Raw genomic sequence first — 25,547 nt, 5'->3', positions numbered from 1 at the left:
GAGATAAGGACTAGGATGAAAATTGGTATTATTGGTCTAGGGGATATCGCTCAGAAAGCATACCTTCCTGTTATCACTCAGCTTCCAAATATCGAACTTGTATTTTGTACCCGCAACCCAAACACACTTGAGAGCCTGGCTAAGCAGTATCGAATCTCAGAGATCTGCCAGGACTACCAACAACTTCTGCACTTTGGCGTCGATGCCGTCATGATTCATGCGGCAACAAGCGTACACCTTCAAATAGCGGCATTTTTTCTGCAACATGGAATCCCAACCTTTGTCGACAAACCATTAGCGAACAGTGCTGATGACGTCGAAAAGCTGTACGATATTGCCGAAAAAGAGAGACAGCCACTCTATGTGGGCTTTAACCGTCGTCACATTCCACTTTATAACCAACATATGCCACAAGTGCAGCAAGGCAACATATCTGACTTAAAGTCGCTACGCTGGGAAAAGAACCGTCACCAACTACCGGGGGATGTTCGTACCTTTATATTTGATGATTTTATTCACCCATTAGACAGCGTTAACGTCACAGCCAAAGCAGATCTAAAAGATGCTTATGTAACTCATCAACTTGAAGGTGGTCAGTTGGCGCGTTTAGATATTCAGTGGCAACATGGAGATACTTTGCTCCACGCCTCGATGAATCGCCACTTCGGTATCACTACAGAGCGCGTTCAAGCTTGTTATGCAAACAAGGCAGTTGAGTTCGACTCCTTCGTTGAAGGCAAACTATGGCAAGCTAACCAAGAGCAAAAAATCAATTTGAAAGACTGGACGCCAATGCTGACGAGTAAAGGTTTCCACTCGATGTTGCTCGATTGGTTTGGCGTCGTTGAGTCTGGAAATATTGCTGATGAAGTAGTAACACGCAACATTGCCAGCCATCGATTGGCAGAGCAAATTTGTCAATATCTCGAGAAAGTTGTCTCTAGATAATGCGATTCTTGGCTATATGCTTGATTGAGTATTACGCTCTATACTAAAAAGACTTGCCTTAAGGAAGGCATTCATTCTCTGTTAAGACTACTGCGATTATTCTATCAATCAGGTGAATGAGGGCACAAAAGCACACATCGACAAAACAGACGGTTTAGATTTGTTTTACGGTGCTCTCAGGTATCTGAATCATCACATTCAAGAATAAAGGAAATAGAATGAGAACACTTGGTAACATCATTTGGTTTGTATTTGGTGGCGTATTTATGGGGTTGCTATGGTGGTTTTTTGGTATTTTGGCCTTTATTAGCATCATCGGAATACCTTGGGGGCGTGCGTGTATCGTTATGGGTAATTTTTCCTTTTTCCCATTCGGTAAAGAGGCCATCTCACGCGATGAATTGACCAATGAAATGGACATTGGCACGAGTCCGCTCGGCGTTATTGGTAACGTCCTTTGGTTTGTATTTGCAGGCCTTTGGTTAGCTATCGGTCACGTACTTTCTGCCGCAGCATGCTTTGTCACCATAATCGGCATTCCGTTTGCGCTCCAACACCTCAAGCTAGCGGTTATTTCACTCGCACCAATTGGTAAAACGGTTGTATCGTCAGAAGAAGCTGCAATGGCTCGATACAACATCAATCGTTAGCAAAAAGCTAATGCGCTTTCTATCCTCTGGGCAGTCATGCTCAGAGGGTAACGCCCGTCAAAAGTAAGCCTATAATCGCTATCGCATATTCAATAATGGCTGATTGTATATTCATACCGTCACCTTTACGTTGAAGTTTATCCTAGCTCAGCACTGCTTTACTTTTATAATTAATCAATACACCCAAGTGAGTTCAAGATGCTAGACTCATAGCGTCGTCACTGATTCAAACTCCAAGAACGACGTAACGAAAAAGCGAGCTATCCTATGCTCGAAATATGGGTTCTTTCCCCCTCGAAGTAGAGTTCAACAACAAAAAAGACGAACTATAAGCATAGCCAAAATTAATGCTTTTCGACCTAAAATATCTCACATCAATCAAAGAAAGCTTCTAAGATTTTCTCTTTTTGAGTAAATATAGACAGTTACAGTAGCGAAATTCTTCTCGGTAAAACTCCCCACTCAATCTCATGATCAGTTTTTTTAAAAACAACAAAAATTCGTTGTTATCTAGAGTAATTATTTTATTTGTCGCAGAGCAATTCCATCAATATCATTTGCGACATCGGAGTGCTAGAGCATTGAACTTTTTAGCATTTATCACAGGTATAGAACGTAAAAAACCTTTTATTACTTATTTTTCTTTTTACATATGTTCTAACTCAACGTCTATTCAGACAGGAATATACCGTGGATAAATATCAAGCAGCTTATGCTAAGCGTCTAGAGAAACTAAATGGGGATCCATCTCCTAAAACGATAGCCCGCCTTTCGGCTTGGGATGCGTTTTTTAACAAGGAGTACGAGCTCCAAGACTTGGAATACCAGCTATCGGACGCTGCGCACCAGCACTATGAACAGTCGCATGCGAAGAGCGACATTAGCTTCAAAGAATTCAAACGAGCGTTCTATTATGAATCCATCAAAATTTACAATTTAACTGATGGCGCTTCTATCCAGAAAGTATTCACCCCATTACTTTTGCTTACAACGCTCTGGATAGTGTTCGTATGCCTATTTAACAAGTGATCATCAAACTATTCCAACAACGATCAGTATGGGACTACAGGTATGGCTCTATGTAAGGGGGCTAATTGGCTCGGTCTCCTTCACTAAATTAGCGACTCAATTACCCGCAATTCCATAGGCTAAAAGTGACAAGGGCATCCGTTGATGCCCTTTTTATTCAAAAGAACGCAACCTAGACCTTTGGCCCACTTGGGTATAAAACCATTATGCGTTAAGCTGCACGCTATTATCCGATTGATAAAGAGTGGAGCGAAGTGATGGAAAAAGTAGGCTCTCGAGCATTGATTGTCGAAGGTGGAGCCATGCGAGGCGTATTTTCATGCGGCATACTCGATCATTTTCTTGCTAGCGAGTTCTCTCCATTTGATAGCTTTTGGGGAGTGTCTGCGGGTGCTAGCAACTTGGCTGCCTACTTAGCTAAAATGCCCGGACGTAACTTAAAAATCTACCTCGATTACAGCTTAAGAAAAGAATTTATCTCTCCATCTCAACTTCTACGTGGTGGTGATATGATGAACTTAGACTGGATGTGGAATGTCACCCTCGAAGAACTTGGCATCGATAAATCTGCGCTCAAAGCCGATTCACGACCCTTCTTTTTAGGCGTGACGCGTCAAGACAATGGGCAAGCGGAGTACCACCTTCCTGATGTCGACGACTTGGCAGAAACAATGAAAGCCAGCAGCGCACTGCCTGTACTTTACCGAAATGGCGTATCACTGAACGGAATTCAATACGTTGATGGTGGCGTCTCAGACGCACTTCCTGTTGCAGAAGCAATAAAGCGAGGAGCCAAAAAGATTATGGTTTTACGCAGTCAGCCCGCAAGCTATCAAAAGCCAAGAGGAAGATTCAGCGCCCTAACTAGGAAGATGTTGAAAGAAACGCCCGGATTAATTGAACCGATGTTGACACGTGAAGTTCGCTACAATCAGACCTTAGCGCTGATCAACAACCCACCACCTGGTATCGAAATCATTCAAGTGTGTCCTCCTGAAACATTCAAGTTGAAACGGCTGAGTCGATCGCCAGCACCACTGCGTCATGCTTATGAGTTAGGAATTGAAGCAGGAAAGGAAGCCATCATACGATGGAGTCAGAAGTAGAAAAAAGCCACGTGGATTAAACGTGGCTAACGCAAATTCGATGGCAGTGGATTATCGTATTTGCTTCTGGTCGAGCCCAATATTCAGGCTCAAAACTGTTTTAATTTGCTCGCTAACTGAAAAAGCGAGTAGGCAGTCCAAACTAGTAAGTTTCAAACAACCCAGAGTTGTAGTCTTGGATGGCTTGTTCTATCTCTTCCATGCTATTCATGACAAAAGGGCCATAATGCACCACGGGTTCATTAATTGGCTCACCAATAAAGATCAGTGCACCACTCTCTTTTTCGGCCTGCAATTCAACCCATTCACCTTTCGATAAAATGGCCATTTCGCCTCGATTGATCTCACGACCTTTTAATTGAATACGACCTTTATAGACATAGAGCATCATGTTGTTGTCTTGCTCCGTGTTCAAATTCAAAGCTTGACCAACCATCGCTCTCCAATCGGCTACCGTGGCAGCAACACCTGTCTCTGTTAGCGGCCCCTGAATTCGTTCGTTGTTTATAGTCATATGACCCGCAATCAAACGTACAACCCCCGTATTCGGAGTATCAAACTCAGTGATCGTTTCAGGTTGAAAGTCATGATATTGAGCTGGCTGCATCTTATTTTTCGCAGGCTGGTTAATCCAAATTTGGAAACCATGCAGTTCGCCTTCCTTCATAATAGGCATTTCGCTATGGATGACGCCTCTTCCTGCTGCCATCCACTGTGCACCACCGGAACGAAGCTCGCCAACATTATCCATATGATCACGATGCTGGAAATGACCTTTCAACATATAAGTAAGCGTCTCGATACCGCGGTGCGGATGCGGAGGGAAACCGCCGATATAGTCAGCACGGTCTTCTGATTTGAGTTCATCCATCATCAAAAATGGAGAAAAGCTAGCATGATTGAAACCCGCTACTCGGCGAATTTTCACTCCATCACCATCAGCAGTAGGTTGCGCAGGAATAAGCTGACGAATGTCTCTGAATGTACTCATACTAGTTCTCCTAGTTTATCTTTGTGACCGCTTGCAAATCGCATGTTCAATCTATGGCTATCGATAAGGTTCTATTTTAGGTTGATGAGCTAAAATTATGAGCCATACTATTCGTTCTACTTATTCAACTTTTTCGAACAATACAGTTTATCGAGTTAATAATGAGCACATTTAATTTATCTAAAATAAATGTAGCTATTTTCTAAACAAGGTGTATAGTGTGCCTTGGCTCTTAGAAGAGAGCTGTTAATGCAACATTTAGTTTAAGTTTCCTCTCAGTAAAATCTTGAATCCCCAATTCAGACACCTGCGTACAACTTCCTCTTGATTGAACATTCAATAGCTTAGAAAAGATCCACAAAACAAACCATAATTTTAATGTTTAATTCAAAGGTATTTTTATGTCTAAAGTAACTGGTTCAGTAAAATGGTTTAACGAAACTAAAGGCTTCGGTTTTCTATCTCAAGACAACGGCGGCCAAGATGTATTCGTACACTTTAACGCTATCGTTTCTGACGGTTTCAAAACACTGACTGAAGGTCAGAAAGTAAGCTTCAATGTAGAGCAAGGTAAAAAAGGTCCTCAAGCGACTGAAGTAACTCCTCTATAAGACTGCTTTTCTTGGTGTAGCATGCCCATGCTGCACCAAACCTCTCTCCTTCAAAAATATTCTTTCATCAATCACTCAGCCTAATTTTAGGCATTGCTTTGTGCTATCTAAAATAAACTGAATAGTACTGCTTAATTTATTATTTATAGGAAAAATCATGTCCTCAAAAAGAACTGGCCGTCAAAGGCATTGGTATCAATTACTTAACAAAGATAAAATCACTAAAAAACAGGAGAATAAATGTTAGAAATTGAATTTAATTTAGAACAACCTCAAACCTCTTGGAACGCTAAAATACATCAATTAAATGGTGATATTTTACGAAGACACGTATTACCGAAACTTCTTTCTCATAGCTTTATGATCGATTTTGAATATTGTGAGAAAACGCAATCTGGAACTATTCTCTGTGATTCAGGTTCAAAGTTAGGAAGTTTTACTGTTAACTGATTCAGTTTTCATGCATTAATGGATAATGCAACTAATTTGGAAGGTATCCAATGGCTAGAAAAAGTAAGAAGCAGTCAGAAAAAGACAAAAAAGAGTCTGAACAAAACGCGGCGGCGGTAAAGCAGAAAACTCGACGCCGCATAGAAGACATTATGGAACAAAGAGAATTTGATAAGTTATTCGATCTATAAATGCTCTCTAGTGCTTTCTCTGCCTTTATCGTTGTGCAAGGTACCGCCACCTACCTTTGCTCAAACGAATCTCCACTCTTTTAGACTACTCTTCTAATTACACGAGCCTCTCACACACGCAAAAACAACTGGCTCCTCTATACTCAAGTGACTTGCAAATAGTCGTTTCGCTCACAGGAAACCCCGTGACTAATGACAGCTAGGTTATTTGCGTATAGCCAAAGCGATATTTTTGCGTATAATCCCTCTCGTTTGCTTCGTATAACCCCAATGATATGGTTTGGGGGTCTCTACCAGTTCCCGAAAAGTGCTGATTACGAAGAGTTGAGATCATCGTGGGTCTTACTCTTTGTGATAGCGTTCGATTTATTTCTATCTATACCTATTCTTAGAGTAACTGCATCCACAATACACATAAGGTGGAATATGAACGCATTTATTCAAGGTCTTCCAAAAGTAGAGCTGCACTTACATATCGAAGGTTCACTTGAGCCGGAACTCTTATTCAAATTAGCAAAACGAAACGGCATCGAGATCCCTTACTCTTCTCCGAGTGAACTACGCAGCGCATATCAGTTTACAGACTTACAATCATTTCTCGACCTCTATTACCAAGGAGCGGGAGTTCTGCGTACGGAGCAAGATTTTTACGATCTCACTTGGGAATACTTACTGCACTGTAAAGAAGACAACGTTATTCATACCGAAATCTTTTTTGACCCTCAAACACACACAGAACGCGGCATAGACTTTGACACTGTTATCAATGGAATCGCTCGTGCGCTAAAAGATGGTCACGAAAAACTTGGCATTACCTCGCAAATTATTGCGTGTTTTCTCCGTCACCTTTCAGAAGAGAGCGCCATAGGGACCCTACAGGCTATTCTGAAACACCGTGATAAGATCATTGGTGTTGGACTAGATTCTTCAGAACAAGGTCATCCGCCAGCTAAATTCAAGCGCGTATTTAAACAAGCAGTAGAAGAAGGCTTACTTACCGTTGCTCACGCAGGTGAAGAAGGCCCCGCACAAAATATTAGCGATGCAATTGAAATGCTTTACGTGAGCCGCGTGGATCACGGTGTTCGCTGTGTTGATGATGAAGCATTAGTTGAATCCTTAATCGAAAGCCAAATGCCACTGACAGTGTGTCCGTTATCGAATCTTAAGCTATGTGTATTCGACGATATGAAAGATCACAATATTGTGGATTTGCTACGAAAAGGTGTCGCTGTAACGATTAACTCAGACGATCCTGTGTACTTTGGTGGCTACATGACGGATAACTTTCTGGCCGTCAACAACGCACATCCAATGAGTAAGAGTGAACTTGCCCAATTTACAATGAACGCGATTGATGCCAGCTTTATCGATAACGAGTTAAAGGCGAAATATCGTCACCTTGTTAGCCAATACGTAAACCAGCACGAAGCTTTGCAATAAAGGCATCAGTGCCACGCCTTAGGCCAAACGCGTAGGTATTAAAACCCTACAAAAACTCTGTGGTTAACCGCATTTATAAACGCTAGACTGAGAAAGCTAAACTAGCACACAAAAAGGAATAGAATCATGATTCAACAAGGCCAAGCTCTACCAGTTGCAACTCTAAGTGAGTTGACTGCCGATGGTATGGTGAACCACGACGTTACAGAACTGTTTGCGAACAAGAAAGTCGTACTCTTTGCTGTACCTGGCGCATTCACCCCTACCTGTTCAGAAGCCCATCTACCAGGCTATGTGGTATTAGCTGATGAGCTAAAGGCAAAAGGTGTTGATTTAATTGCGTGCGTTTCTGTAAACGATGCATTTGTGATGCAAGCGTGGGGCGAAGCTCAAAACGCTTCTGAGATTTTGATGTTGGGTGATGGCGACGCTAGCTTTACTAAAGCATTAGGTCTTGAAATGGATACAGGCGGCTTTGGTGGTATTCGCTCACAACGTTACGCAATGATCATTGAAAACGGCACAGTGACTAAGCTAAACGTTGAAGAGCCAAAAGAGTTTGAAGCAAGCAAAGCAGAAACGATTTTAGCGGCGCTTTAAGCTTACTCCTAAATACAAAAACGGAAGCCATCGCTTCCGTTTTTTGTTGGTTAACGCATTCTCACAACACTCGTTTGTTGCTTACGCTGCATTTCCGCAAAAGTCAGCACAAACGGGGATGACTGCTTTACACGGCTTGGTAATGAAGAAAGCGCATTGTAGGCATCCTGCTTCGTTTTAAAATCACCAACAGTTACCGTATACCAACGCGTGCCTCGGCTGTTTTTCCAGTTAACCCAAACCGGATGCTTAGGATCGATATAGCGAATATAATCTTTCACATCTTTTTCTTGCTTTAGCGCGAGTACCTGCATCGTGTAATGGTTTGGGTTTAAATAACCATATGCATCCTGAGAGGTCATGACTCCAACACATTGGCCGCTATCGACCTCCTGCTGGTAAGGCATAGCGCAGCCCATGAGCGATAAAATCAATGTCAAAGATAAAATCTTGTGCACGTGTCACTCCATTCTTGTTCTAGTTTCTTTTCTCTCGCACCCAAAAACACAAAACGCTCTTGGTCAGGTAAAAACACACCCTTACAAGAGGGCCTGTGTTTTAACGCAACGAGTATTCCAAAAACGTAAGGCGACCACGTTGGTCGCCTTAGTAAATTGATTTAATAGAACATTAACAAGATAGAGTGATATAGACAGAAGTTCGCTACTGTTTAGAACCAGCTAGCGACCAATTGCTTAAACCAGTCTAAAATTCGCTTGAATAAACTGCCTTCCTCCACGGACTCCAATGCAACGAGCTCGGCTTCATTTACGACCTTACCGTCGACTTTGTAAAGCACTTTACCAACCACTTGTTGCTCAGAAATTGGCGCAACTAAATCACCGTTGTATTCAACTTCCGCTTGCAGATTTTTTACATCTCCTTTTGGCAAAGTGAGATAAACATCGTTAGCTACGCCGACAGTAAGCTCGTCTTTTTCGCCCATCCAAACTCGAGCTTTCGCAAGTTCCGCACCCGCCTCAGTCGGCATTACCGTATCGTAAAAGCGGAAGCCATAACTCAACAGCTGCTTGCTTTCTGATTCACGAACATTCTCACTCTTCGCTCCCATCACTACGGCAATCAAACGCATATCACCTTGTGTTGCAGAAGTCGCTAGACTATAACCCGCGCCGCTTGTATAACCAGTTTTCATGCCATCGACATTCATACTACGATCACGAAGCAAGCCATTACGGTTGTATTGAGTGATGCCATTGTAAGTAAACGAGGTTTCGCTATACAGCGGATAGATATCAGGTAAGTCACGAATAATCGCTTGGCCCAACTTGGCAATATCATAAGGTGTCGAATATAAACCGTCACTGTCTAGGCCGTGAGGGTTGGTGAATGCCGTGTTAGACAATTCAAGCTTGGCGGCCCAACTATTCATCAAACTCACAAACCCTGATTCACTTCCCGCAACATGCTCAGCAATAGCGACACTGGCATCGTTACCAGATTGAACAATCAGACCACGGTATAAGTCAGACAAAGAAACGGAAGTATTGACTTCAATAAACATTTTTGAAGAATCTGGGAAATTTTTTGCCCAAGCATTTCGGCTGATGACAACCTCATCATTCAACGTAATATTGCCTGTATTAATTTCTTGACCAGCTACATAAGCAGTCATCAACTTCGTTAAACTCGCGGGGTTTAAACGTTTGTGGGCATCACGTTCAACCAGTACTTTCCCCGTATGGAAGTCCATCAAAACATAACCACGAGAACTGAGTTCCGGCGCATTTGGCACAACTGAAGGCGCAGCATAAGCCAACGAGGATACAGCAGCGAACCCTGTAATTAACACTGTGTGTAATATAGTACTTTTTCTCATCATGACATCTTATCTTAGTAGCATTTAAGGCTTACAAACGGTACCCGAATGAATTCAAAGCGCGGGATTACCTAGTTAAAAAACGAGTATATTGAAACGGCGCTCAGTTACAGCCACCTTGTTACGATTGGTTACTTTTACTCAATGTTTGTCGAAAATAATGAGAGGTAGGTAGAGCTTTCGTCTTGAAGAATGAAACAGGAGCGAAAATAATTCCGTAACGCTATGTTTTTTTGAGAGGAGAGAAAAAGCGCGCAAGTCAATTCAGGGAGTAAGTTGGTATAGGAAAAGTAGTTGAGCTTTTATCCATATCTAAATAGGAAACAACAAAAACAATCAACAATAAGCCCAGCTAATTATTTACCAAGAAAACATATTGAAAACGCATCATAAAATCGTAATTAATTATCGATAAATTTAAAAACCTAATATTATAATTTATGCAAATTTCATTTATTATTAAACTGGAGAAAAATACAGCTTTCCTTTTTTAAAACTAAGAGACGATTTTTTCGATGTTTTTAGGTTTATCTCATCAGAGAACTTGGTATAACAGTGAGGAATAAGGCATCCGGACTTAGCGCGAAAGGATAACCCACTGTTATTTAAGTTCACACGCTGCTTTTTAATGACTAGAGACTTTAAACTGCGGTTACCTTCGGTTTGTTCGGCTATTCTTTGACGTATCCCAACCCAGTACGACTCAAACGACGACATCATACATATCCTCTTTCATGATATAAGCATTAATAATTAAACATCGCTAAAAGCTAAGCTTGTCTTAAATAAAAGTACTAGAAATTAATTTTATTTCTTCAAAACAAATCAACTCGCATATTCCACATAAATTTAGAGGTTATGTCAAATATTAATTATCATTAATTTTATTTATAATGGATATAAAATCAGTTTATAATTTTTAAATAATTTAATTATTAGAAAGCAGTATGACCAGTCCATATTTAACATGGAAATATGAGCTTTGTTTTGCATCATAATATATAAATACATTAAAGATTCATCTACGAACTAAATGCTCTTCAAGAGGTGATATAAATTAGCATTTCGAGACTAAATGAGAATAAAAATAGCGCACCGTATATGGTGCGCTATAGATTTGATTAAGGTCACTGTATAAGCATAGATAAAACTAAACTCATTTGACGTAGCTAGGCCAAGATTGCTTATGGTTTAAGTTTCAATACTTTATCAATATCTTCTGCGCTGTGGCGCTCAGGTAACTGCTCCCATTCTTCACCCCATGAACGGTTCACAATTCGACCACGTTTTACCGCTTCACGCTCATCAATTACTTTTGCCCAACGCACAACGTTTTTGTAGCTTTCTACGTCTAAGAATTCAGCCGCATCGTAAGCACGACCCAACACAAGGTTGCCGTACCATGGCCATGTTGCGATATCAGCGATGCTGTACTCATCGCCACCTAGGAATTCATTGTTCGCAAGACGCTTGTCTAATACATCTAACTGACGTTTTGCTTCCATTGTAAAGCGGTTGATTGGGTACTCGAACTTCTCTGGTGCGTACGCGTAGAAGTGACCAAAACCACCGCCTAGGTATGGCGCAGAACCTTGCAGCCAGAATAACCAGTTCATTACCTCAGCACGCTTAGCGCCTTCTTTTGGTAAGAAATGATCAAATTTCTCTGCTAGATAAAACAAGATGTTGCCAGATTCAAACACGTTCACTGGCTCAGAACCCGAACGGTCAACCAATGCCGGAATTTTTGAGTTTGGGTTAACAGCTACAAAGCCAGAGCCAAACTGGTCACCATCGCCAATCTTAATCAGGTATGCATCGTATTCTGCTGCCGTTACGCCAGCCGCCAAAAGCTCTTCAAACATGATCGTCACTTTCTGACCATTTGGGGTACCCATTGAGTAAAGTTGGAATGGGTGCTCACCAATTGGAAGCTCTTGCTCATGACGTGCGCCAGAATCCGGACGGTTGATGCTCGCCCACTGACCGCCGTTTTCATTATCGTTTGTCCAAACTTTTGGTGGAATGTATTCGTTAGCCATTGTTTTCCCTTATTGTGTTTGAATGCATCTTCAAACTGACGGGTCTTACGCGCCAGCAAGCATTATTAACATCACCTCTTCGCCAACTGCGATTAGGCATACTCAAGATATTAGGTCGAATTCGCTAAATAAAAGTCCTGCAATCTCTTTTAGTTAGAACCTTTGGTTATGGGATTTTCTTTCACGCTATAAGTAAAAACGTCGCGATAATGTGAACTAGGTTCGAGATGCCAACGATGAGTAAGCTACACTCGGCGGCGCACCTCTATTTGGGGATTTAGAACAACCGCTAAACTTCAAAGTCACCAAGAATGAAGTTGTTCTGGATACCTTAGTTCAAACAACTTACGTGCGTGATAGGCAGTTAAGTTAGATAGTTAGAAAGAAAAACGCCCTTCACTAAATCAATGAAGGGCGTTTTAATGTATTCGAAACCGTTACTTAGCTGATTCAAACAAACCAGAAATACCTTTCAAAGGGAAAAGCCTTGCTTGCTCCAACCCTCTCAACGTTACCGTATTCAGGTCATCAATAAAGAAACGACTGGTCATCGTGTGTTTGCCACCATTAATGAAAATCTCGATGACAGAATTGTCGATATATATATCAATCGTCTGCTTAGCGTCCAATCTTGGTGCTTTTCGAATGCTACCAAATTCTTCTGCGTACAAATGAGACATGTGACGACGGTCCAGCATAAACTCGTGCTTTGTCGCACTAAAGACGATGTTGTCACCTTTGAGGTTACTCAGCTCAAGTTCAAAGCCATCGCCCTCAAGGTCTAATTGGATCAAACAACTTGTGCTTTCCAGTGTATGGGACTGTGCAAAGACTACCTCTTCTTTTCTTAAACTCTCCAATTCAGGGAGTGGAGTTTGAACAAGAAAACCATCTTTCAACGTTAGTTCTCTAGGAAGAGACAACATTCCTGCCCACTGGTGTGTGACCGATGGCGTGTCGATTTCTGGCAACCCTATCCATGCAATAAGAATGCGACGCCCATTCTCATCTAAATAGGTTTGTGGGGCGTAGAAATCAAACCCATAATCTGGCTGTAAAATATCTTGGTGGTTTTCTAAAGTCATCGACTCTAGGTTCAACTGATCACCCACGATATACGCGACAGAATAGATGTTTTTGAAATCATAAGGATTACTACTGCTCACGCCCTGTGGAGAAAACAGCATCACCGATTGACCATTAATCTCAAATAAATCAGGACACTCCCACATGTACCCAAGGTCAGAGAACTTGGTCTTGATAGGACCTTTATGCTGCCACGTTTTCAAATCTTTGCTTTGATAGAGCGCCATAGAACCATGCTCGGTTTTGGTTTGAGCACCCACCACCATCAAATAGTCGTCGCCTTTCTTCCAAACTTTTGGGTCACGAAAGTGCTCCGTGTAATGTTCGTTCTCAATGACTACACCGTGCTTTTCAATGCTGCCGTCTGAATCCATGGTGGCAAAACACTGTGTTGGGATTCGATTCCAGTTTTGGTCACGCTTGTTGCCAGTAAAAAACAGCAAAGCCTTGTTGTTTTCCACCAAAGCGCCGCCCGAATAGACACCATGTGAATCGTAGTCTTGGTCGGGATGAAGACCCACGCCATGATCAGTAAAATGGATGAAGTCTTTAGTAGAAAGGTGATACCAATACTTCATTCCATGGACTGGTCCCACAGGCGTCCACTGGTAAAAGATGTGGTGCTCACCATTGAAATAGCACAACCCATTTGGGTCATTTAACAGCCCAAATCTAGGGGCGATATGAAAACTAGGAAAGCCTTTATCTTGCTGACGTGAAAGTGTCATTTCTTCGATATCACACTGAGGGATTTGCTCAAGTCGGCGATATCTTTGCTCTACAGTCCAACGGTTGTTTAAGCTCATAATTTTTCTCAACTGAAATTGGATCTGAAGATCATTGCCCAATAAATTGCAGCAACTCTGTCTGGGTCGGAAGCGCGGTCATTGCGCCTTTTTGCGTCGTCGCTAATGCACCACAGCCATTTGCCCATTGAATCGCAGAGCTAACAACAGGATGATTTTTCCAATCGTCATGCCGAGACAGGCATGCCAGTAGCCCTCCGACAAAAGCATCACCCGCACCTGTGGTGTCAATCGGACTAACGACTTGACCTGTGATCAGTTCACTCTGACTTTCAAAGACGCGCCAAACACCTTTCGCACCTTGTGTCACCAAGACCAAAGCAATATTCAAAGAGGCTATTTGTTGTAAACCTTGCGCCATCGACGTTGAGTCAGTTAAGAACAAAAGCTCTTCTTCAGAGAACTTAACCACATCGGCCATCGCTACAGCCTTCATCACGACAGCTTGGATTTCTGATTGATCTTGCCACACTTCATCACGCAAGTTAGGGTCAAAGCTAATGAAACCACCAGCGGCTTTTGCTCTTTTGATCGCCTCAAATGTGCTGCTTCTACTTGGCTCATTTGCCAGTGAAATTGAGCAAACGTGTAGCCAGTCACCTTGCTTAAAGTTTGGGATGTCTTCAACAGACATAAACTGATCAGCGCTCGGTTTTACCATAAATGTAAAGCTGCGTTCCCCTTGATCGTCTAAATCTACCACCACTGTTGATGTTCTTTGCTCAGGGTCTTTAACGAGAAACTCCGTGCTCACGCCCTCTTGATCGAGCGTTGATTGCATGAAGCGACCAAATGGGTCATCACCTACACGTCCAAAAAACGCACTCTTACCAGATAGACGAGCAATTGCTACGGCGACATTCGCTGGTGCACCACCGGGACATTTGAGTAAAGAAGTCTCAGATTCCGGTATTAGATCGACAACAGCATCACCAGTTACCCACACTTGATTCATCTTGCTTACCTTGAAATTAAAGCCCTGATAGTCCAACGTGTTGAACACCTTCACTACCAAGTAAAAATTGAAAAAGGCTAGCCAAGCCATTAGTGCTTGGCTAGCACCCCAAACATTTAGGAAAAGAAGTGGATTTTGGGGGACTCCACCCTTAAGGAGTTCAGATTAAGCCGCTGCTTTTCTACCGGCTTTAGCGCGGTCACGCATACCAAGAACAATGGTGAGAACAAATGCGGTCAAGAACGCGATCACCATACCCGCGATGTAGTACCCAATCTTCTCTGGCGTAATAGAAATGATGCCTGGAAGACCTGCTGCACCCAATGCCTGAGCTTTCACATTAAACATTGTAATGAACGCGCTCGATAACGCCGCAGCGCAAACTGCCGCAATAAATGGGTAACGTAGTTTTAGATTAACACCAAACATGGCTGGCTCTGTAATACCCAGCAAACCCGTAACACCAGATGGAATCGCAATACCTTTCATCTTCTTATCTTTGCTCATCACGCCCACCGCCAACGCAGCCGCTCCTTGAGAAACGTTAGACATCGCCGCAATAGGAAAGATAAAGGTGCCGCCCGTCGTCGCAATATCCGCAAGAAGTTGAGTTTCAATAGCAATGAAGCTGTGATGCATACCAGTAATAACAAACGGCGCATAAATAAGACCAAATACCGCACCACCAACAAAGCCAGCAGTGTTGTATAGCCAGTTCAGACCATCACCCAATAGGAAACCGATATCACGCGTGAACGGACCGACGACAGTAAACGTCAGCAAACCCGCTATGAAAATCGCCAGTAATGGCGTTAAAAGGTTGTCTAAAACAGAAGGTATGACTTTACGTAAGCCTAGCTCAACCTTCGCAAGAATGAATGCCGATACCAAAACCGGTAACACTGAACCTTGGTAACCCACTTTTTGGATTTCAAAACCAAGAATATTCCAAACCGGAATGTTGCCAGACACAGATGCGCCGCCGAATCCCCAACCATTCAGCAAGTCAGGGTGAACCATCAACATACCTAGCGCTGCCCCTAAATATGGGTTGCCGCCAAACTTCTTGCTGGCTGAAAATGCCAACAGGATAGGCAGGTAAACAAACGGCGCGTTTGCAAACGTGTTGATCATGTTCGCCAAGTCTGTCAGTCCTGGGTTGGCATCAATCAAAGATTTGCCATCAATGAACAAGCCTTGGGCAGTCAATAGGTTATAGATACCCATCAACAAACCACCAGCGACGATTGCGGGAATGATTGGGACGAAAATATCAGACAGCCCTTTCACCGCGCGCTGAACGATGTTTTGTTTCTCTGCGCCAGCAGACGCAACGTCGTTGGTGGACATTTCACTCATACCCGTCAACTTCGCCATTTCTGCATAAACTTGGTTTACGATGCCTGATCCAAAAATGATTTGGTACTGACCCGCAACTTTGAACTGCCCTTTGACCCCTTCAAGGTTATCAATCGCTTGTTCATCTATTTTTTGCTCATCTGCAACGGCAAGGCGTAAGCGTGTCGCACAATGCGCAAGTGCGGTGATGTTGCTTTTACCACCTAATAGAGTTAACAACTCTTTTGCTACTGCCGGATAATTCATTTCATACCCCATTGGATTATTATCTGAGCTTGCGAAATTTTCGGGAACGTTTGCAAAACAGATTTTTGCTCAATAAAACCAAATGATCAAAGATAAAGCAGAGAGAATGTGAGAATGATCGTCAAATTCTCTCCCTAAGAGCAGTATAGGAGGTTAGAATCGCTACTTATCAAAGAGCTTTTCATCTTCTCTTTGCAAACAATCCCAAAAACGAAAAACAGAATGGATAGGAACAATGGCGAGTCTGCATGATGTCGCCCGTCTGGCTGGCGTATCAAAATCAACAGTGTCACGGGTTATAAACGATGAGTATGGCGTAAAAGAAGCGACAAAACAGAAGGTCCGCCAAGCAGTAGCGGAGTGTGGCTATGTGCCGAACCAAGTCGCTAAAGATCTAAAATCTCAAAAGACCAATCTGGTTGGTGTCATTGTTCCTCGGGTTTCCTCTCATGCCACATCCCAAGGTGTCGATGGATTAACCGATGTCCTTGAAAAAGCCGGGAAACATGTCTTACTTGCTAGCACTCACCAAGCCCACGAAAAAGAACTGGAGTACATTCAGATCTTTAACCAAAAACGGGTTGAAGGGATCATTCTTTACGCCACCCACCTCGATTCCAAACTGGTAAAAGCAATTCAAAACTCGGCCGTTCCAGTTGTGCTCGTCGGTCAAGATGGTTCCATGTTTAATATTCCAAGCATCATTCATGATGACGCACGAGTAGGGTTTGAAGCGGGAAATAGACTGGTTGCAAAAGGTTGCCAAACCATGGGTTTTATTGGTGTGCAAGGTGACGATATCGCGGTAGATAAGCAACGCTCTGAAGGATTTGTTCAAGCGCTACAGCATCATGGTTTTGAGATCGCCTTCCATGCTCGTGGTGACTTTACCATCGATTCTGGCTATTCATTGGCAAAACAACACTTAACAAAGAACCCTAAGCTAGATGGCTTGTTCTGTGCGACAGACCGTATTGCTATCGGTGCGATGAGAGCGATTCAAGAGCTCGGGTTAACACCGGGTAAAGACGTTTTAGTTCTAGGAGTTGGTGATGATGAGCTCGCATCAGTGTGCACCCCAACCTTATCAACATTTAACTATGCATTTGATAAAGCGGGTGAAAATGGTGCGAAACTGCTACTAGATAGAATTGCCAACAGAAGTTTTGAAATGAGTAAGATGGTACTAACATTCAAAACAATTGAGCGTCAGTCCTGTTAATGAAAAAGCGCCAACTGAAATCAGTTGGCGCTTTTCTTATTACTCTTTGTCGGTTAGATCCCTTTAGAACCAAGTTTCCATTTGCAGTGCAAACAGAACTTCACCACCATCACCCATCGTTGCAGCACCCGCATCCTGGCTAATCGAGTAGCCATTCAAGTCTTCGCTCCAATCAACGTAGCTAACTGCAAAACGTAGCTCCGGACGGTCAAAGAAACCTGCAGCGGTAGACATCTTAAGCGTTGGTGCAATTGTCGCTTTGTAAAAACTGCCACTTGCTTTATCAATCGCATTGTCTAGGTCCATGTATTGGTATGAGCCTTCATAAACCATCTCAAAGTTCTGCGTAAACTCTTGCGCTAAGCGGATGTTGAACGATGCCCACGTAAATTCATCATTTTTAGCAAAGCGATCTTGGCTGTGTTCTGCTAGCAACGCAGGTGCTACACGCCAGTTGTCGCCGATGCGTGTTACACCATAGCTGAACAAGCGTACGGCTTTTGCGTCTTCTAACAAATCTCCGTTTGAACCGATGCCTTTAAGTTCCGCACCCAGTCCATCACCCATCAAAATACCGGTTTTAGAGAAGCCTTCACTCATGCCAAAGAAGTTATCGCCATGGTAAGCAAACATCGCATGTAAACCTTTGTCCGCTCCGCCTTCTACGCGATCATTGTTATCAGCAGACGTCATGCCGCTCAGCATCAATTGCCAATTACCGAAGCGGTTGTTCATTGTCGCGATATAGTTTTCAACATCTGTTGACGAGCTATCAATCTCACCAAAATCACGACCATAGATCGAGAAGTTTGCTTTCCACGAATCGCTCATTTGGACGTCATACACACCAGCACCAGTACCAGATAAGAAAACAATATCCGAGTCAAAGAAGTGAATGTCAAAGTTATCACGGTCAAATCGTTTACCTGCCCAAAACGTTGCGTCAGCAAACGCACTTGATTCAGAGAACATGCTCAACTTGTTTAGCTCAGCATATATCTGACGAACGTTTAATTGACTCTCACTCGCTGTCCATTCGTTATTGGTTTCCGTACTATCTGCCAACATGATTCGGAACAATGCGCTGGAACCATCATCTGCAAAGCGTTTGTGAATAAGGTTTGCTTCCACATAATGATCATCCTCAACCCCTAATCGTCCAATTGGCGCGCCAATAGCACCAGCTGCCGTCATGTAAGGACCAGTACCCACTGCACCATTCAGATCATCATTAATGAGCAGCCCGGAACGAGCGTAGCCATGAAACTCAAAGCTTGAGGCTTTCTCATTTGCTTCTGTGGATGCTTTTTCTGTCTGCTCAAGTCTCTGTTCTAATTCATTAATTCGCTTTTCAAGAGCGTCAACATCTGTTGCTGCGAATACAGGTGCAGTAACCAGTCCAAGCGCTACTGCCATCGTCAAAGTGTGTAGTTTCATTTCCATAGTCTCACGTAAATTTATACTTAGGCATATTGCAAACGTTCCCAAGAAAAATCGCAAACTTATGGTGACTTTAAATGTCCATCTAAAGCCTGAATTTCAGAGCGCTCGTACTCAGAGCGTCTCTACTACTTATATCAATGAGGGCGATAATATATAAACTTTTCGGGAACGTTACCGTTAAGAGGCCATTTTGTTACTTCTATCACGTTCAATAGTGTTACTTACAGAAAAATCATTAACCAGCGCACATTTGAATTAATTGTTAGCGCTAGAGGAAGTAGTTTGAAGGTGACAGGCTACAAAGAAGGAGTTTAATGTTCATTTGAGAGAATACTCCCTCGCTTCCCTATGCTACTTGATGGTAACTCATCTCTATTTATTGATGAAAAGTAGCAGCTAAGGTTGAACGTAACTAAGAGCGAAGCGGATCTCGATACCTTGGTTCAAACAACATGAAAGGCTGTTAACGCCCTTAACTTTCGTGAAGAGCGCTTTGCTATTCTAATTCAAGCTAACGAAACTCATTTTTGGAAAATTGAGTTATAGATTTTGCTAAATTAGCATTTAATGGACAATTATAGATGTTACAAATCCTTTTGTCGGTTGGCCAAATCAACCCACTCACTACATATTAGAAAGGAATCTCGACTTAATAGTTCTTCTCGGGCTTTCTCAGCTTCTCATTTTCATTACGCTTATTAAAACTGCGCTAATTAGTGTATTCGATATAGTCGCCTGTAAAAAGCGGCTCCCCGTCCTCTTTGATACTAGAGATAAAGACTGCTTTGCAATCCCGCCACCTAACGCCTCGACTGCATGATTTCATATTCTACTGTTACTAAAGAAAAGACAGAACTAGCAATAAATGCAACTTCTAATTTGGCTCTACTGTGAAAAACCACGACCCGATTAACCCACTAACATTAGCTTAGGTATTGCAAATTTCTAGTGTAGTGGTTGGATTCATTAACCCCATTGGTCAACTACTAAAACGGATCCAGCAAATCTTCATCAAACTTAAGTCCTTCTAGTCCATGCTCTTCGCACAAAAGCTTGAAAGATTCTGTAGCATAGAGCACTGTACAGCCTTGTAAGCGAGATTTGAATACATAGCGTGGTTCGATATCCTCTTCATCAAATTCAATGGTTTCCAGACCATCTTCAAAACCATCGGTATGTTTCTTAAGGCACATAGACTCATCTTCAGCGCCAAAACTAAGGCAATTAAAAGCATATATGGTTTCGTCACCAACGTTTATAGGCAAGAACTCCCCCTCAGACGCTAGTACCGATTCTAGCTTATCGCATGCACCTGCAGTTAGCGCTAGATATGTGCTATACCATGTTGATATGTCCGGCATCGTAGAGTTTTTTCCTAAAACATCCTCAAAATCGCCAACCACACCATCTTTCCAAATTGGTAGTAAAGGCTCATTAGTAGAAGGCTGCAGTCGGAGTTGCCTTACTAGCTTTTTATTACCAAGCTGATTAGCAAGATTCATAATATCCAGAGTTAGAGTTTTAAACTCCTCAGGGCGTTGCTTTAACTGGTAGATTTTCATGATTGACCGCTCCAGCTAGTGTCTTTCTTTTCAATAATTTTCTGCGGATATCCACCATGCAGAAGTTTGTGCTTTACTCTTTGTAAGCGACTAATCATTGCCTGCTCAGGCAGCATTGGAGAACTAAACGTATTCACAATCCATGATTCATAGTTATACCGATGTATCTCTCGATGAGCTGGTGCTTCACTGCCTGCCCAGTGACCTTTGTCATTTTTATAGCGAGGTAGCCAAGCGCCATTCAACGGGTCATTGATTCCAATACCGTGAGCATGAAGAGCTAATCGTGTCACAACAAGTCTAACCTGCTGAAACCGCCCTTTACCCGGAATGATATGATGTGGGTCATGGATGCTACTCGGCTTAGGTTCACCAACTGCAGTGAGATTACGAGCCAGCACACAAGTCGGATGATGAGCCTCCTCGAACAACTCATCTTCATCTTTCAACTTGTTTTCAGCACGGCATGTTTCAAGATCCTGCTGTAGCATCACCTGAGAAGTGATCTTTTTTCGCTCATGCTGAAGGTGTGCCCAATCCTTTTCCAAAGCATCAGTACGCTGCTTGCAAGCTTCTTTAGATTCATTGTTAAGCGCAACACTATTCTTTTTGTCGTGATATTCAGGCCGCTTGACATTCGTAGTAATAAATAACCAACTCTAATGCAGATGGGTTGCTAGGTCGAATAGGCTTTGGCGTATACTTCACAATTCCTTCCTTGTATGTTTGGTCAATTAGATGTGACTGGCACAACAGCTTTAATAAGAGCTGTAAGCTACCAGAAAACAAGTGGCTACAAAACACTCAATACAATCAGTTTCTTCGCTAATAAAAGTAAGCAATTATACCTTCCATCACGTACTATTGACTGATTCCACTGAATCATTTAAGAGCAAAAAAATACCAGCAGGTCAATTAATGTTCCTCAAACAAAAACCCCCTTCACATAAATAAAGGGCGTTTGTTATTTGACGTTTTGATTAGCGAGCTATAACACCAGCCCACCGTCAATCTTGAGCACTTGGCCTGTGATGTAGGCGCTCTTGTCTGAGGTTAGGAAAGAGACGCCATTGGCAATATCTTGAACTGAGCCCATGCGCCCTAATGGGGTTTTGCCTTCCATCATTTGAATGACTTTCTCTGGCAGGTTCTTGGTCATGTCGGTGGCGATAAAGCCTGGCGCGACACAGTTGACGCGTATCTGTGCACCCTTTCTTGAAAGTTCTTTCGCCCAGCCTTTGCTCATTGAGATGACGCCGCCTTTACTTGCGCCGTAGTTGCTCTGGCCGATATTACCATCAGTTCCCACTATAGAAGAAATGCTAACAATACTGCCTGTGCCCTGCTCTAGCATGACAGGAGCAACACGTTGGGTGAGTAAGAACACCGCTTTTAGGTTCACGTCGATCACGCTGTCCCAGTCTTGCTCTAACATGTCTGGCAACAGTGCATCTCGAGTGATGCCCGCGTTGTTAACCAGAGCATCGATTCTTCCGTGCTGCTCTACAACACTTTCTACCACTTCACTGACAGCTTCGGCATCACACAAGTTGACTTGATAACTGCTTAGCTGCGCCGACTGGCTCCATTCCACGGGCGATATGTCTAGCCCGATTACGTGGAATCCATCCTCCAGTAATTGCTCACAAATAGCTTGGCCAATACCACGAGCCGCACCAGTGACTACTGCTACTTTTTCCGGTTTCATCTTGGTCTTCCTTAAATGTTGAGATTACAAATTCGCTTGTATCCCTAGCGTTTTTTGTTTTTATGCCTAGTCGCGTTACAGCTGCGCTTCTCATACGCAGGGTCTTTTATATCTTATAAAAACTATAGAAACAGTCTGGGAGTCGAATGTGAACTAATCAAGGCAACTTGATGACTATGGCAAGATCAACGTAAGAAAGTGTGTTGAAAGGCGCAAAGTTACACGATTGGAGGACTTGGATAGAAAAGTATTGGTCTGATTAATCAAATACTACTTCATCAGACCAATATTACTTGTCTCTTAATCTCTTACAAAAGCTGGTTTTGTTATTTTCACCAGAAAAGGCTGAAGCAAGAGATTAAACAACATGCCAGCAATAAACAGGGTGATCACAATACTCGCACCACTCGGTAAGTCATAGCGAGCCGATGCGGCAATACCCGATAAGATCCCAACAATACCAATGCTGATACTAGCGACAAAGAATCGAGTTCCCTTCAATGCTGCCGCACATAAAGCTGGAATAACCAACAAAGCAAATTCTAAATAAATGCCGGTTAACTTGACCGTAATGGGCATGAGGATTGCAAAGATCAGATAAAAACCACTACCGCACATAAACGCAGGTTTTAACCAAACCAATAGCAACATCGCAGCGGTAATGAGTGCCAAAGGCCAAACGTCTGCCCAAGTCGCCCATAACAATTGCCCATTAAGAATGCCTTGAATAAAGTCTCCGCCGTGTGGGTCTTTACTCACCGGCAGGATCGCCAGCGATGCAGATACGACAAACAAGCTGCCAATCATGGGCTCTAAATGTTGCTGGTATCGTTTCTCCATTAAGGCAATCAAACCGCAAAGCATCAAAGACATCACCCAAGGGCCAATCATTTCGCCAAAGAATGAGCCTGAGAACAGCGCGTATTGGCTTAACCAGTAGTGGCTTAGTGCTGCCCCCAATGCCGCGACTTGCGCCACCGCCAAATCTATAAAGATGATCTGACGATTAAGAACTTGTTGCCCCAGAACGATGTTGCCAACCAACGCAATTAAACCACACAAAACCGCAGGTAAAAGCCATGCATAATCCGCCATACTTAGATCTTCACAGGAACGGGCGGCACTAACACATCCAGTAAATCATCAATGACCTGATCGTACATCTCATCCAAGCTTTCACCCTCAGAAACGGTCAATGGCAGTTGAATCACAGGTTTGTCAGTATGATCTTGCAACCAGTTCGCTGGACGCTGATCCTGATGAGAGGAGTAAACAATCGCATCAAAACTGTCAGCATCTAACTTGGTAAGTGATTGCAGGTGAGATGTGGTCGGTGAAATGCCCGGTTTAGGTTCGAGATCGGCAATCTGCTTCATTCCGAGCCAATCGTACAAATAACGATACGTCGCGTGATAACCGACAACTTGCTTACCCTTTAAAGCCGCACCTTTCTCATTCCATTCTTTAAGCTTTTTACGCCAATGAGCACGAAACTTCATACCATTCACTTGGTAACTTTGTGCGTTGTCGGGATCAATCGCTTTTAGGCGATCCGTGACTTTACGAGATAATGGAATCATGTCATTTGCCGCAAATTGAACATGTGGGTTACCGTGAGCGTGTATATCTCCCATGCTACGGTCAACGTGAGCATGAGTATCTAACATGCGCACGAAGTCCGTCGCGTAGATCATGCTCGGCGCACCATTTTGCACCGCCGCATTGCTGCTACGAACTTGCAGCATAGGTAACCACCCAACCTCTAGTTCTGCGCCCGAACACATTGCCATGTCCGCTTGGCGCATCTTCGCAATCAAAGAAGGACGAGCTTGTACGTAATGTGGGTCTTGCTTAGCCGTTGTCGCTGAATAAATACTGGCATCTGGCGCGTGGCTTTCAAGAAAGGCTTTCCATTCTGGCTCACAAACGAAAATGTTTAGAGCCGAAGCAGGCGAAGCAATGATGGCAGCTCCTGCCGCCATCATCACCAAACTGCATTTATTTAATGTCAGCTTAGAACGCATGAGCACCGTGCGCTCCAAATGTCATCACGTATTGCAGAGTGAACACGTTGTCTGTCTCACTGTCTTGGTTATCAATGCGAGTGTATTGCGCACGGATAGTACCGAAGTGAGAAGAATCCCATGCGATCATCGCATCCATTTCTTTATCATTCAGCTCAGTAAAATGCATGTGGTCGCCATGTGCATGACCATCGTAGCTTTCTGCTTCGCCGTAACGTAGACCTGCTGACCAGCTTGGGTTGAAGCGATAAACACCCGAAACATAGTAAGCGCTTAAGTTGTCTGGTGACTCTGCATCGTTTTTATATTTGCTATCTACCACACCGTCTAACAGCATGTATTCAGCCGATAGCGTGAAGTTGCTGTATTTGTAATTACCGTCTGGTGCCCATTTCCAAACAAAATCAGCACCGTAAAGGTTCGCACCTGTCACTGCTGCGCCATGATGGTGATCGTGCTCCTGCTCTTCTTCATGACCGTGGTCGTGATCTTCGAATTCTTTAACCTTGCCGTTTTCGTTACGCAGGTAACTTAAACCAAACTGCCAACTTGAAGATTCGGAGAAGTCACTACCAAGCTTCAGCGTCGTGGTGTACACGCCAACTTCAGAACCATCTTCGACAGAAGACATTTTGCTACCACTGAGCGCTTCTACACCAAGTTTTACATAAAGGTCGGTTGGCAACACGATGTTTGCACGTACACCATCATCGTAGTAGTGCGAGCCAAGGAAAGTACGATAAGCAATTGGACGCTCAACAAAGCTATCGGTGTGCATGTGTTGGTTGTTCAGGTAACCAAAGTCAGATAGGAATCGGCCAGCGCGCACGTTTACACCATATGGCAATGCCAAAGTTTCGATGAATGCCTCTTCAAGCTCTAATTCTGTCTCATCACCATGACTTTCAAGAACCGCGGTCAATGCGCCGTAAAACTTGTCGTCGATATGTGATGAGAAGTTTAATTCCGTATGGCCTAGACCAAAGCCTTCTTCGCGCTCAGAATTATGACGTTGGCCATCTTGGTAGTAGCCATCAACAACAACACCAATCTGTGGGTTCGATAGTGTGTCGGCAAAAACAGGGGATGCAAAAATGCTACCGATCACGAGAGACACCAATTTCTTATTCACTACTATTTCCTTTTTGTTATGTTATAACATTTAATTTTGCGATGTTATAATATAACAATTCTCATTACACAAGCAGAAATTTAAATTAGGCTCCGATTTCATG

At 43.1% G+C, this 25,547-nt stretch carries 24 protein-coding genes, 1 pseudogene and 1 riboswitch; of the genes and pseudogenes, 11 read left to right on the top strand and 14 right to left on the bottom strand.

The genetic code is table 11. From position 1 onward, the window contains the following. Window positions 1-15 precede the first annotated feature (15 nt). From R7Z78_RS08045 to R7Z78_RS08030, 4 genes are all read left to right on the top strand, one after another. Window positions 16-948, top strand: coding sequence for a Gfo/Idh/MocA family protein (locus tag R7Z78_RS08045; RefSeq protein WP_053304552.1), 933 nt, complete (start codon window positions 16-18; stop codon window positions 946-948). A gap of 218 nt (window positions 949-1,166) precedes the next feature. Continuing rightward, on the top strand, window positions 1,167-1,598 hold the full coding sequence (locus tag R7Z78_RS08040; RefSeq protein WP_005373685.1) for a YccF domain-containing protein: 432 nt from the start codon (window positions 1,167-1,169) through the stop codon (window positions 1,596-1,598). Between the two features lie 690 nt (window positions 1,599-2,288). Then, entirely contained in the window at window positions 2,289-2,627 is a 339-nt protein-coding gene (locus R7Z78_RS08035) for a hypothetical protein (RefSeq protein ID WP_053304554.1), read from the top strand. A 257-nt stretch (window positions 2,628-2,884) separates the two neighbouring features. Beyond that, the gene (locus R7Z78_RS08030; RefSeq protein WP_054576131.1) at window positions 2,885-3,733 is read left to right on the top strand and encodes a patatin family protein; all 849 of its coding nucleotides are present in this window, start codon (window positions 2,885-2,887) and stop codon (window positions 3,731-3,733) included. A 142-nt stretch (window positions 3,734-3,875) separates the two neighbouring features. On the opposite strand, the gene R7Z78_RS08025 is transcribed toward R7Z78_RS08030, so the two are convergent. Then, a complete protein-coding gene (locus tag R7Z78_RS08025; RefSeq protein ID WP_104976247.1) occupies window positions 3,876-4,724 on the bottom strand; it encodes a pirin family protein in 849 nt (282 codons plus the stop codon). Between the two features lie 401 nt (window positions 4,725-5,125). Here R7Z78_RS08025 and R7Z78_RS08020 point away from each other — a divergent pair, with 401 nt between their 5' ends. The 5 genes from R7Z78_RS08020 to R7Z78_RS08000 all read left to right on the top strand — a co-directional run bounded on the left by R7Z78_RS08020 (window position 5,126) and on the right by R7Z78_RS08000 (window position 8,019). Further along, window positions 5,126-5,335 (top strand): cold-shock protein, encoded by a 210-nt coding sequence (locus R7Z78_RS08020; protein ID WP_005373691.1) that lies wholly within the window; start codon window positions 5,126-5,128, stop codon window positions 5,333-5,335. Window positions 5,336-5,575: 240 nt separating this feature from the next. Next, window positions 5,576-5,785: a hypothetical protein gene (locus R7Z78_RS08015; protein WP_005373692.1), complete on the top strand. Its 210-nt coding sequence runs from the start codon at window positions 5,576-5,578 to the stop codon at window positions 5,783-5,785. Window positions 5,786-5,835: 50 nt separating this feature from the next. After that, window positions 5,836-5,976: a PA3496 family putative envelope integrity protein gene (locus R7Z78_RS08010; protein ID WP_017633782.1), complete on the top strand. Its 141-nt coding sequence runs from the start codon at window positions 5,836-5,838 to the stop codon at window positions 5,974-5,976. A gap of 237 nt (window positions 5,977-6,213) precedes the next feature. After that, a riboswitch (purine riboswitch) is annotated at window positions 6,214-6,313 on the top strand. Window positions 6,314-6,402: 89 nt separating this feature from the next. Beyond that, window positions 6,403-7,419 carry an adenosine deaminase gene (locus tag R7Z78_RS08005; protein ID WP_169644395.1) on the top strand — a complete coding sequence of 339 codons (1,017 nt, stop codon included), beginning with the start codon at window positions 6,403-6,405 and terminating at the stop codon, window positions 7,417-7,419. A gap of 126 nt (window positions 7,420-7,545) precedes the next feature. After that, window positions 7,546-8,019, top strand: coding sequence for a peroxiredoxin (locus tag R7Z78_RS08000; protein ID WP_005373699.1), 474 nt, complete (start codon window positions 7,546-7,548; stop codon window positions 8,017-8,019). 50 nt (window positions 8,020-8,069) lie between these two features. Here R7Z78_RS08000 and R7Z78_RS07995 read toward each other — a convergent pair whose 3' ends face one another. The 3 genes from R7Z78_RS07995 to yghU all read right to left on the bottom strand — a co-directional run bounded on the left by R7Z78_RS07995 (window position 8,070) and on the right by yghU (window position 11,901). Beyond that, a complete protein-coding gene (locus R7Z78_RS07995) occupies window positions 8,070-8,477 on the bottom strand; it encodes an SPOR domain-containing protein (RefSeq protein ID WP_005373701.1) in 408 nt (135 codons plus the stop codon). A 212-nt stretch (window positions 8,478-8,689) separates the two neighbouring features. Further along, on the bottom strand, window positions 8,690-9,859 hold the full coding sequence (locus R7Z78_RS07990; RefSeq protein ID WP_017819852.1) for a D-alanyl-D-alanine carboxypeptidase family protein: 1,170 nt from the start codon (window positions 9,857-9,859) through the stop codon (window positions 8,690-8,692). Between the two features lie 1,184 nt (window positions 9,860-11,043). Further along, entirely contained in the window at window positions 11,044-11,901 is an 858-nt protein-coding gene (yghU, locus tag R7Z78_RS07985) for a glutathione-dependent disulfide-bond oxidoreductase (RefSeq protein WP_053349291.1), read from the bottom strand. A 253-nt stretch (window positions 11,902-12,154) separates the two neighbouring features. Between yghU and R7Z78_RS07980 the strand changes: the two are divergent. Beyond that, window positions 12,155-12,274: pseudogene (locus tag R7Z78_RS07980) on the top strand (dihydrofolate reductase); the annotation flags it as partial. Window positions 12,275-12,338: 64 nt separating this feature from the next. Here R7Z78_RS07980 and R7Z78_RS07975 read toward each other — a convergent pair. From R7Z78_RS07975 to R7Z78_RS07965, 3 genes are all read right to left on the bottom strand, one after another. Beyond that, on the bottom strand, window positions 12,339-13,793 hold the full coding sequence (locus tag R7Z78_RS07975; protein ID WP_042523221.1) for a sucrose-6-phosphate hydrolase: 1,455 nt from the start codon (window positions 13,791-13,793) through the stop codon (window positions 12,339-12,341). A 31-nt stretch (window positions 13,794-13,824) separates the two neighbouring features. Next, window positions 13,825-14,748 carry an aminoimidazole riboside kinase gene (locus R7Z78_RS07970; RefSeq protein WP_053349293.1) on the bottom strand — a complete coding sequence of 308 codons (924 nt, stop codon included), beginning with the start codon at window positions 14,746-14,748 and terminating at the stop codon, window positions 13,825-13,827. A gap of 165 nt (window positions 14,749-14,913) precedes the next feature. Further along, window positions 14,914-16,353 (bottom strand): sucrose-specific PTS transporter subunit IIBC, encoded by a 1,440-nt coding sequence (locus tag R7Z78_RS07965; protein WP_031778838.1) that lies wholly within the window; start codon window positions 16,351-16,353, stop codon window positions 14,914-14,916. A 235-nt stretch (window positions 16,354-16,588) separates the two neighbouring features. Between R7Z78_RS07965 and R7Z78_RS07960 the strand changes: the two genes are divergently transcribed. After that, complete coding sequence (locus tag R7Z78_RS07960; protein WP_017819847.1) at window positions 16,589-17,575, top strand: LacI family DNA-binding transcriptional regulator; 987 nt, start codon at window positions 16,589-16,591, stop codon at window positions 17,573-17,575. 63 nt (window positions 17,576-17,638) lie between these two features. On the opposite strand, the gene R7Z78_RS07955 is transcribed toward R7Z78_RS07960, so the two are convergent. The 7 genes from R7Z78_RS07955 to R7Z78_RS07925 form a co-directional block, all read right to left on the bottom strand. Further along, window positions 17,639-19,012 (bottom strand): carbohydrate porin, encoded by a 1,374-nt coding sequence (locus tag R7Z78_RS07955; RefSeq protein WP_104976248.1) that lies wholly within the window; start codon window positions 19,010-19,012, stop codon window positions 17,639-17,641. A gap of 992 nt (window positions 19,013-20,004) precedes the next feature. Then, window positions 20,005-20,580, bottom strand: coding sequence for a hypothetical protein (locus tag R7Z78_RS07950; RefSeq protein ID WP_033906347.1), 576 nt, complete (start codon window positions 20,578-20,580; stop codon window positions 20,005-20,007). Continuing rightward, window positions 20,577-21,128: an AHH domain-containing protein gene (locus tag R7Z78_RS07945; protein WP_050550087.1), complete on the bottom strand. Its 552-nt coding sequence runs from the start codon at window positions 21,126-21,128 to the stop codon at window positions 20,577-20,579. The genes R7Z78_RS07950 and R7Z78_RS07945 overlap by 4 nt, the downstream gene beginning before the upstream one ends. 440 nt (window positions 21,129-21,568) lie before the next feature. Next, window positions 21,569-22,288 carry a 3-oxoacyl-ACP reductase FabG gene (fabG, locus tag R7Z78_RS07940; RefSeq protein ID WP_017633598.1) on the bottom strand — a complete coding sequence of 240 codons (720 nt, stop codon included), beginning with the start codon at window positions 22,286-22,288 and terminating at the stop codon, window positions 21,569-21,571. 300 nt (window positions 22,289-22,588) lie between these two features. Beyond that, window positions 22,589-23,383 (bottom strand): metal ABC transporter permease, encoded by a 795-nt coding sequence (locus R7Z78_RS07935; RefSeq protein ID WP_104976249.1) that lies wholly within the window; start codon window positions 23,381-23,383, stop codon window positions 22,589-22,591. 2 nt (window positions 23,384-23,385) lie between these two features. Further along, window positions 23,386-24,312 (bottom strand): metal ABC transporter solute-binding protein, Zn/Mn family, encoded by a 927-nt coding sequence (locus tag R7Z78_RS07930; RefSeq protein ID WP_169644445.1) that lies wholly within the window; start codon window positions 24,310-24,312, stop codon window positions 23,386-23,388. Then, entirely contained in the window at window positions 24,302-25,444 is a 1,143-nt protein-coding gene (locus R7Z78_RS07925) for a hypothetical protein (RefSeq protein WP_104976251.1), read from the bottom strand. Before R7Z78_RS07925 ends, R7Z78_RS07930 begins: the two co-directional genes overlap by 11 nt. Window positions 25,445-25,547 lie beyond the last annotated feature (103 nt).

This window comes from Vibrio sp. 1167 (genome assembly GCF_033340375.1).
In the GTDB taxonomy this organism is placed as follows: Bacteria; Pseudomonadota; Gammaproteobacteria; order Enterobacterales; family Vibrionaceae; genus Vibrio; species Vibrio alginolyticus.
Note: the sequence above shows the minus strand (reverse complement) of the source record. Positions and strands in the feature narration are given on the sequence as shown.

Coding starts and splice junctions, on each gene's coding strand:
- R7Z78_RS08045 (WP_053304552.1), top strand. CDS start 16: ATGAAAATTGGTATTATTGGTCTAGGGGATATCGCTCAGAAAGCATAC.
- R7Z78_RS08040 (WP_005373685.1), top strand. CDS start 1,167: ATGAGAACACTTGGTAACATCATTTGGTTTGTATTTGGTGGCGTATTT.
- R7Z78_RS08030 (WP_054576131.1), top strand. CDS start 2,885: ATGGAAAAAGTAGGCTCTCGAGCATTGATTGTCGAAGGTGGAGCCATG.
- R7Z78_RS08025 (WP_104976247.1), bottom strand. CDS start 4,724: ATGAGTACATTCAGAGACATTCGTCAGCTTATTCCTGCGCAACCTACT.
- R7Z78_RS08020 (WP_005373691.1), top strand. CDS start 5,126: ATGTCTAAAGTAACTGGTTCAGTAAAATGGTTTAACGAAACTAAAGGC.
- R7Z78_RS08015 (WP_005373692.1), top strand. CDS start 5,576: ATGTTAGAAATTGAATTTAATTTAGAACAACCTCAAACCTCTTGGAAC.
- R7Z78_RS08010 (WP_017633782.1), top strand. CDS start 5,836: ATGGCTAGAAAAAGTAAGAAGCAGTCAGAAAAAGACAAAAAAGAGTCT.
- R7Z78_RS08005 (WP_169644395.1), top strand. CDS start 6,403: ATGAACGCATTTATTCAAGGTCTTCCAAAAGTAGAGCTGCACTTACAT.
- R7Z78_RS08000 (WP_005373699.1), top strand. CDS start 7,546: ATGATTCAACAAGGCCAAGCTCTACCAGTTGCAACTCTAAGTGAGTTG.
- R7Z78_RS07990 (WP_017819852.1), bottom strand. CDS start 9,859: ATGAGAAAAAGTACTATATTACACACAGTGTTAATTACAGGGTTCGCT.
- yghU (WP_053349291.1), bottom strand. CDS start 11,901: ATGGCTAACGAATACATTCCACCAAAAGTTTGGACAAACGATAATGAA.
- R7Z78_RS07975 (WP_042523221.1), bottom strand. CDS start 13,793: ATGAGCTTAAACAACCGTTGGACTGTAGAGCAAAGATATCGCCGACTT.
- R7Z78_RS07970 (WP_053349293.1), bottom strand. CDS start 14,748: ATGAATCAAGTGTGGGTAACTGGTGATGCTGTTGTCGATCTAATACCG.
- R7Z78_RS07965 (WP_031778838.1), bottom strand. CDS start 16,353: ATGAATTATCCGGCAGTAGCAAAAGAGTTGTTAACTCTATTAGGTGGT.
- R7Z78_RS07960 (WP_017819847.1), top strand. CDS start 16,589: ATGGCGAGTCTGCATGATGTCGCCCGTCTGGCTGGCGTATCAAAATCA.
- R7Z78_RS07955 (WP_104976248.1), bottom strand. CDS start 19,012: ATGAAACTACACACTTTGACGATGGCAGTAGCGCTTGGACTGGTTACT.
- R7Z78_RS07950 (WP_033906347.1), bottom strand. CDS start 20,580: ATGAAAATCTACCAGTTAAAGCAACGCCCTGAGGAGTTTAAAACTCTA.
- fabG (WP_017633598.1), bottom strand. CDS start 22,288: ATGAAACCGGAAAAAGTAGCAGTAGTCACTGGTGCGGCTCGTGGTATT.
- R7Z78_RS07935 (WP_104976249.1), bottom strand. CDS start 23,383: ATGGCGGATTATGCATGGCTTTTACCTGCGGTTTTGTGTGGTTTAATT.
- R7Z78_RS07930 (WP_169644445.1), bottom strand. CDS start 24,312: ATGCGTTCTAAGCTGACATTAAATAAATGCAGTTTGGTGATGATGGCG.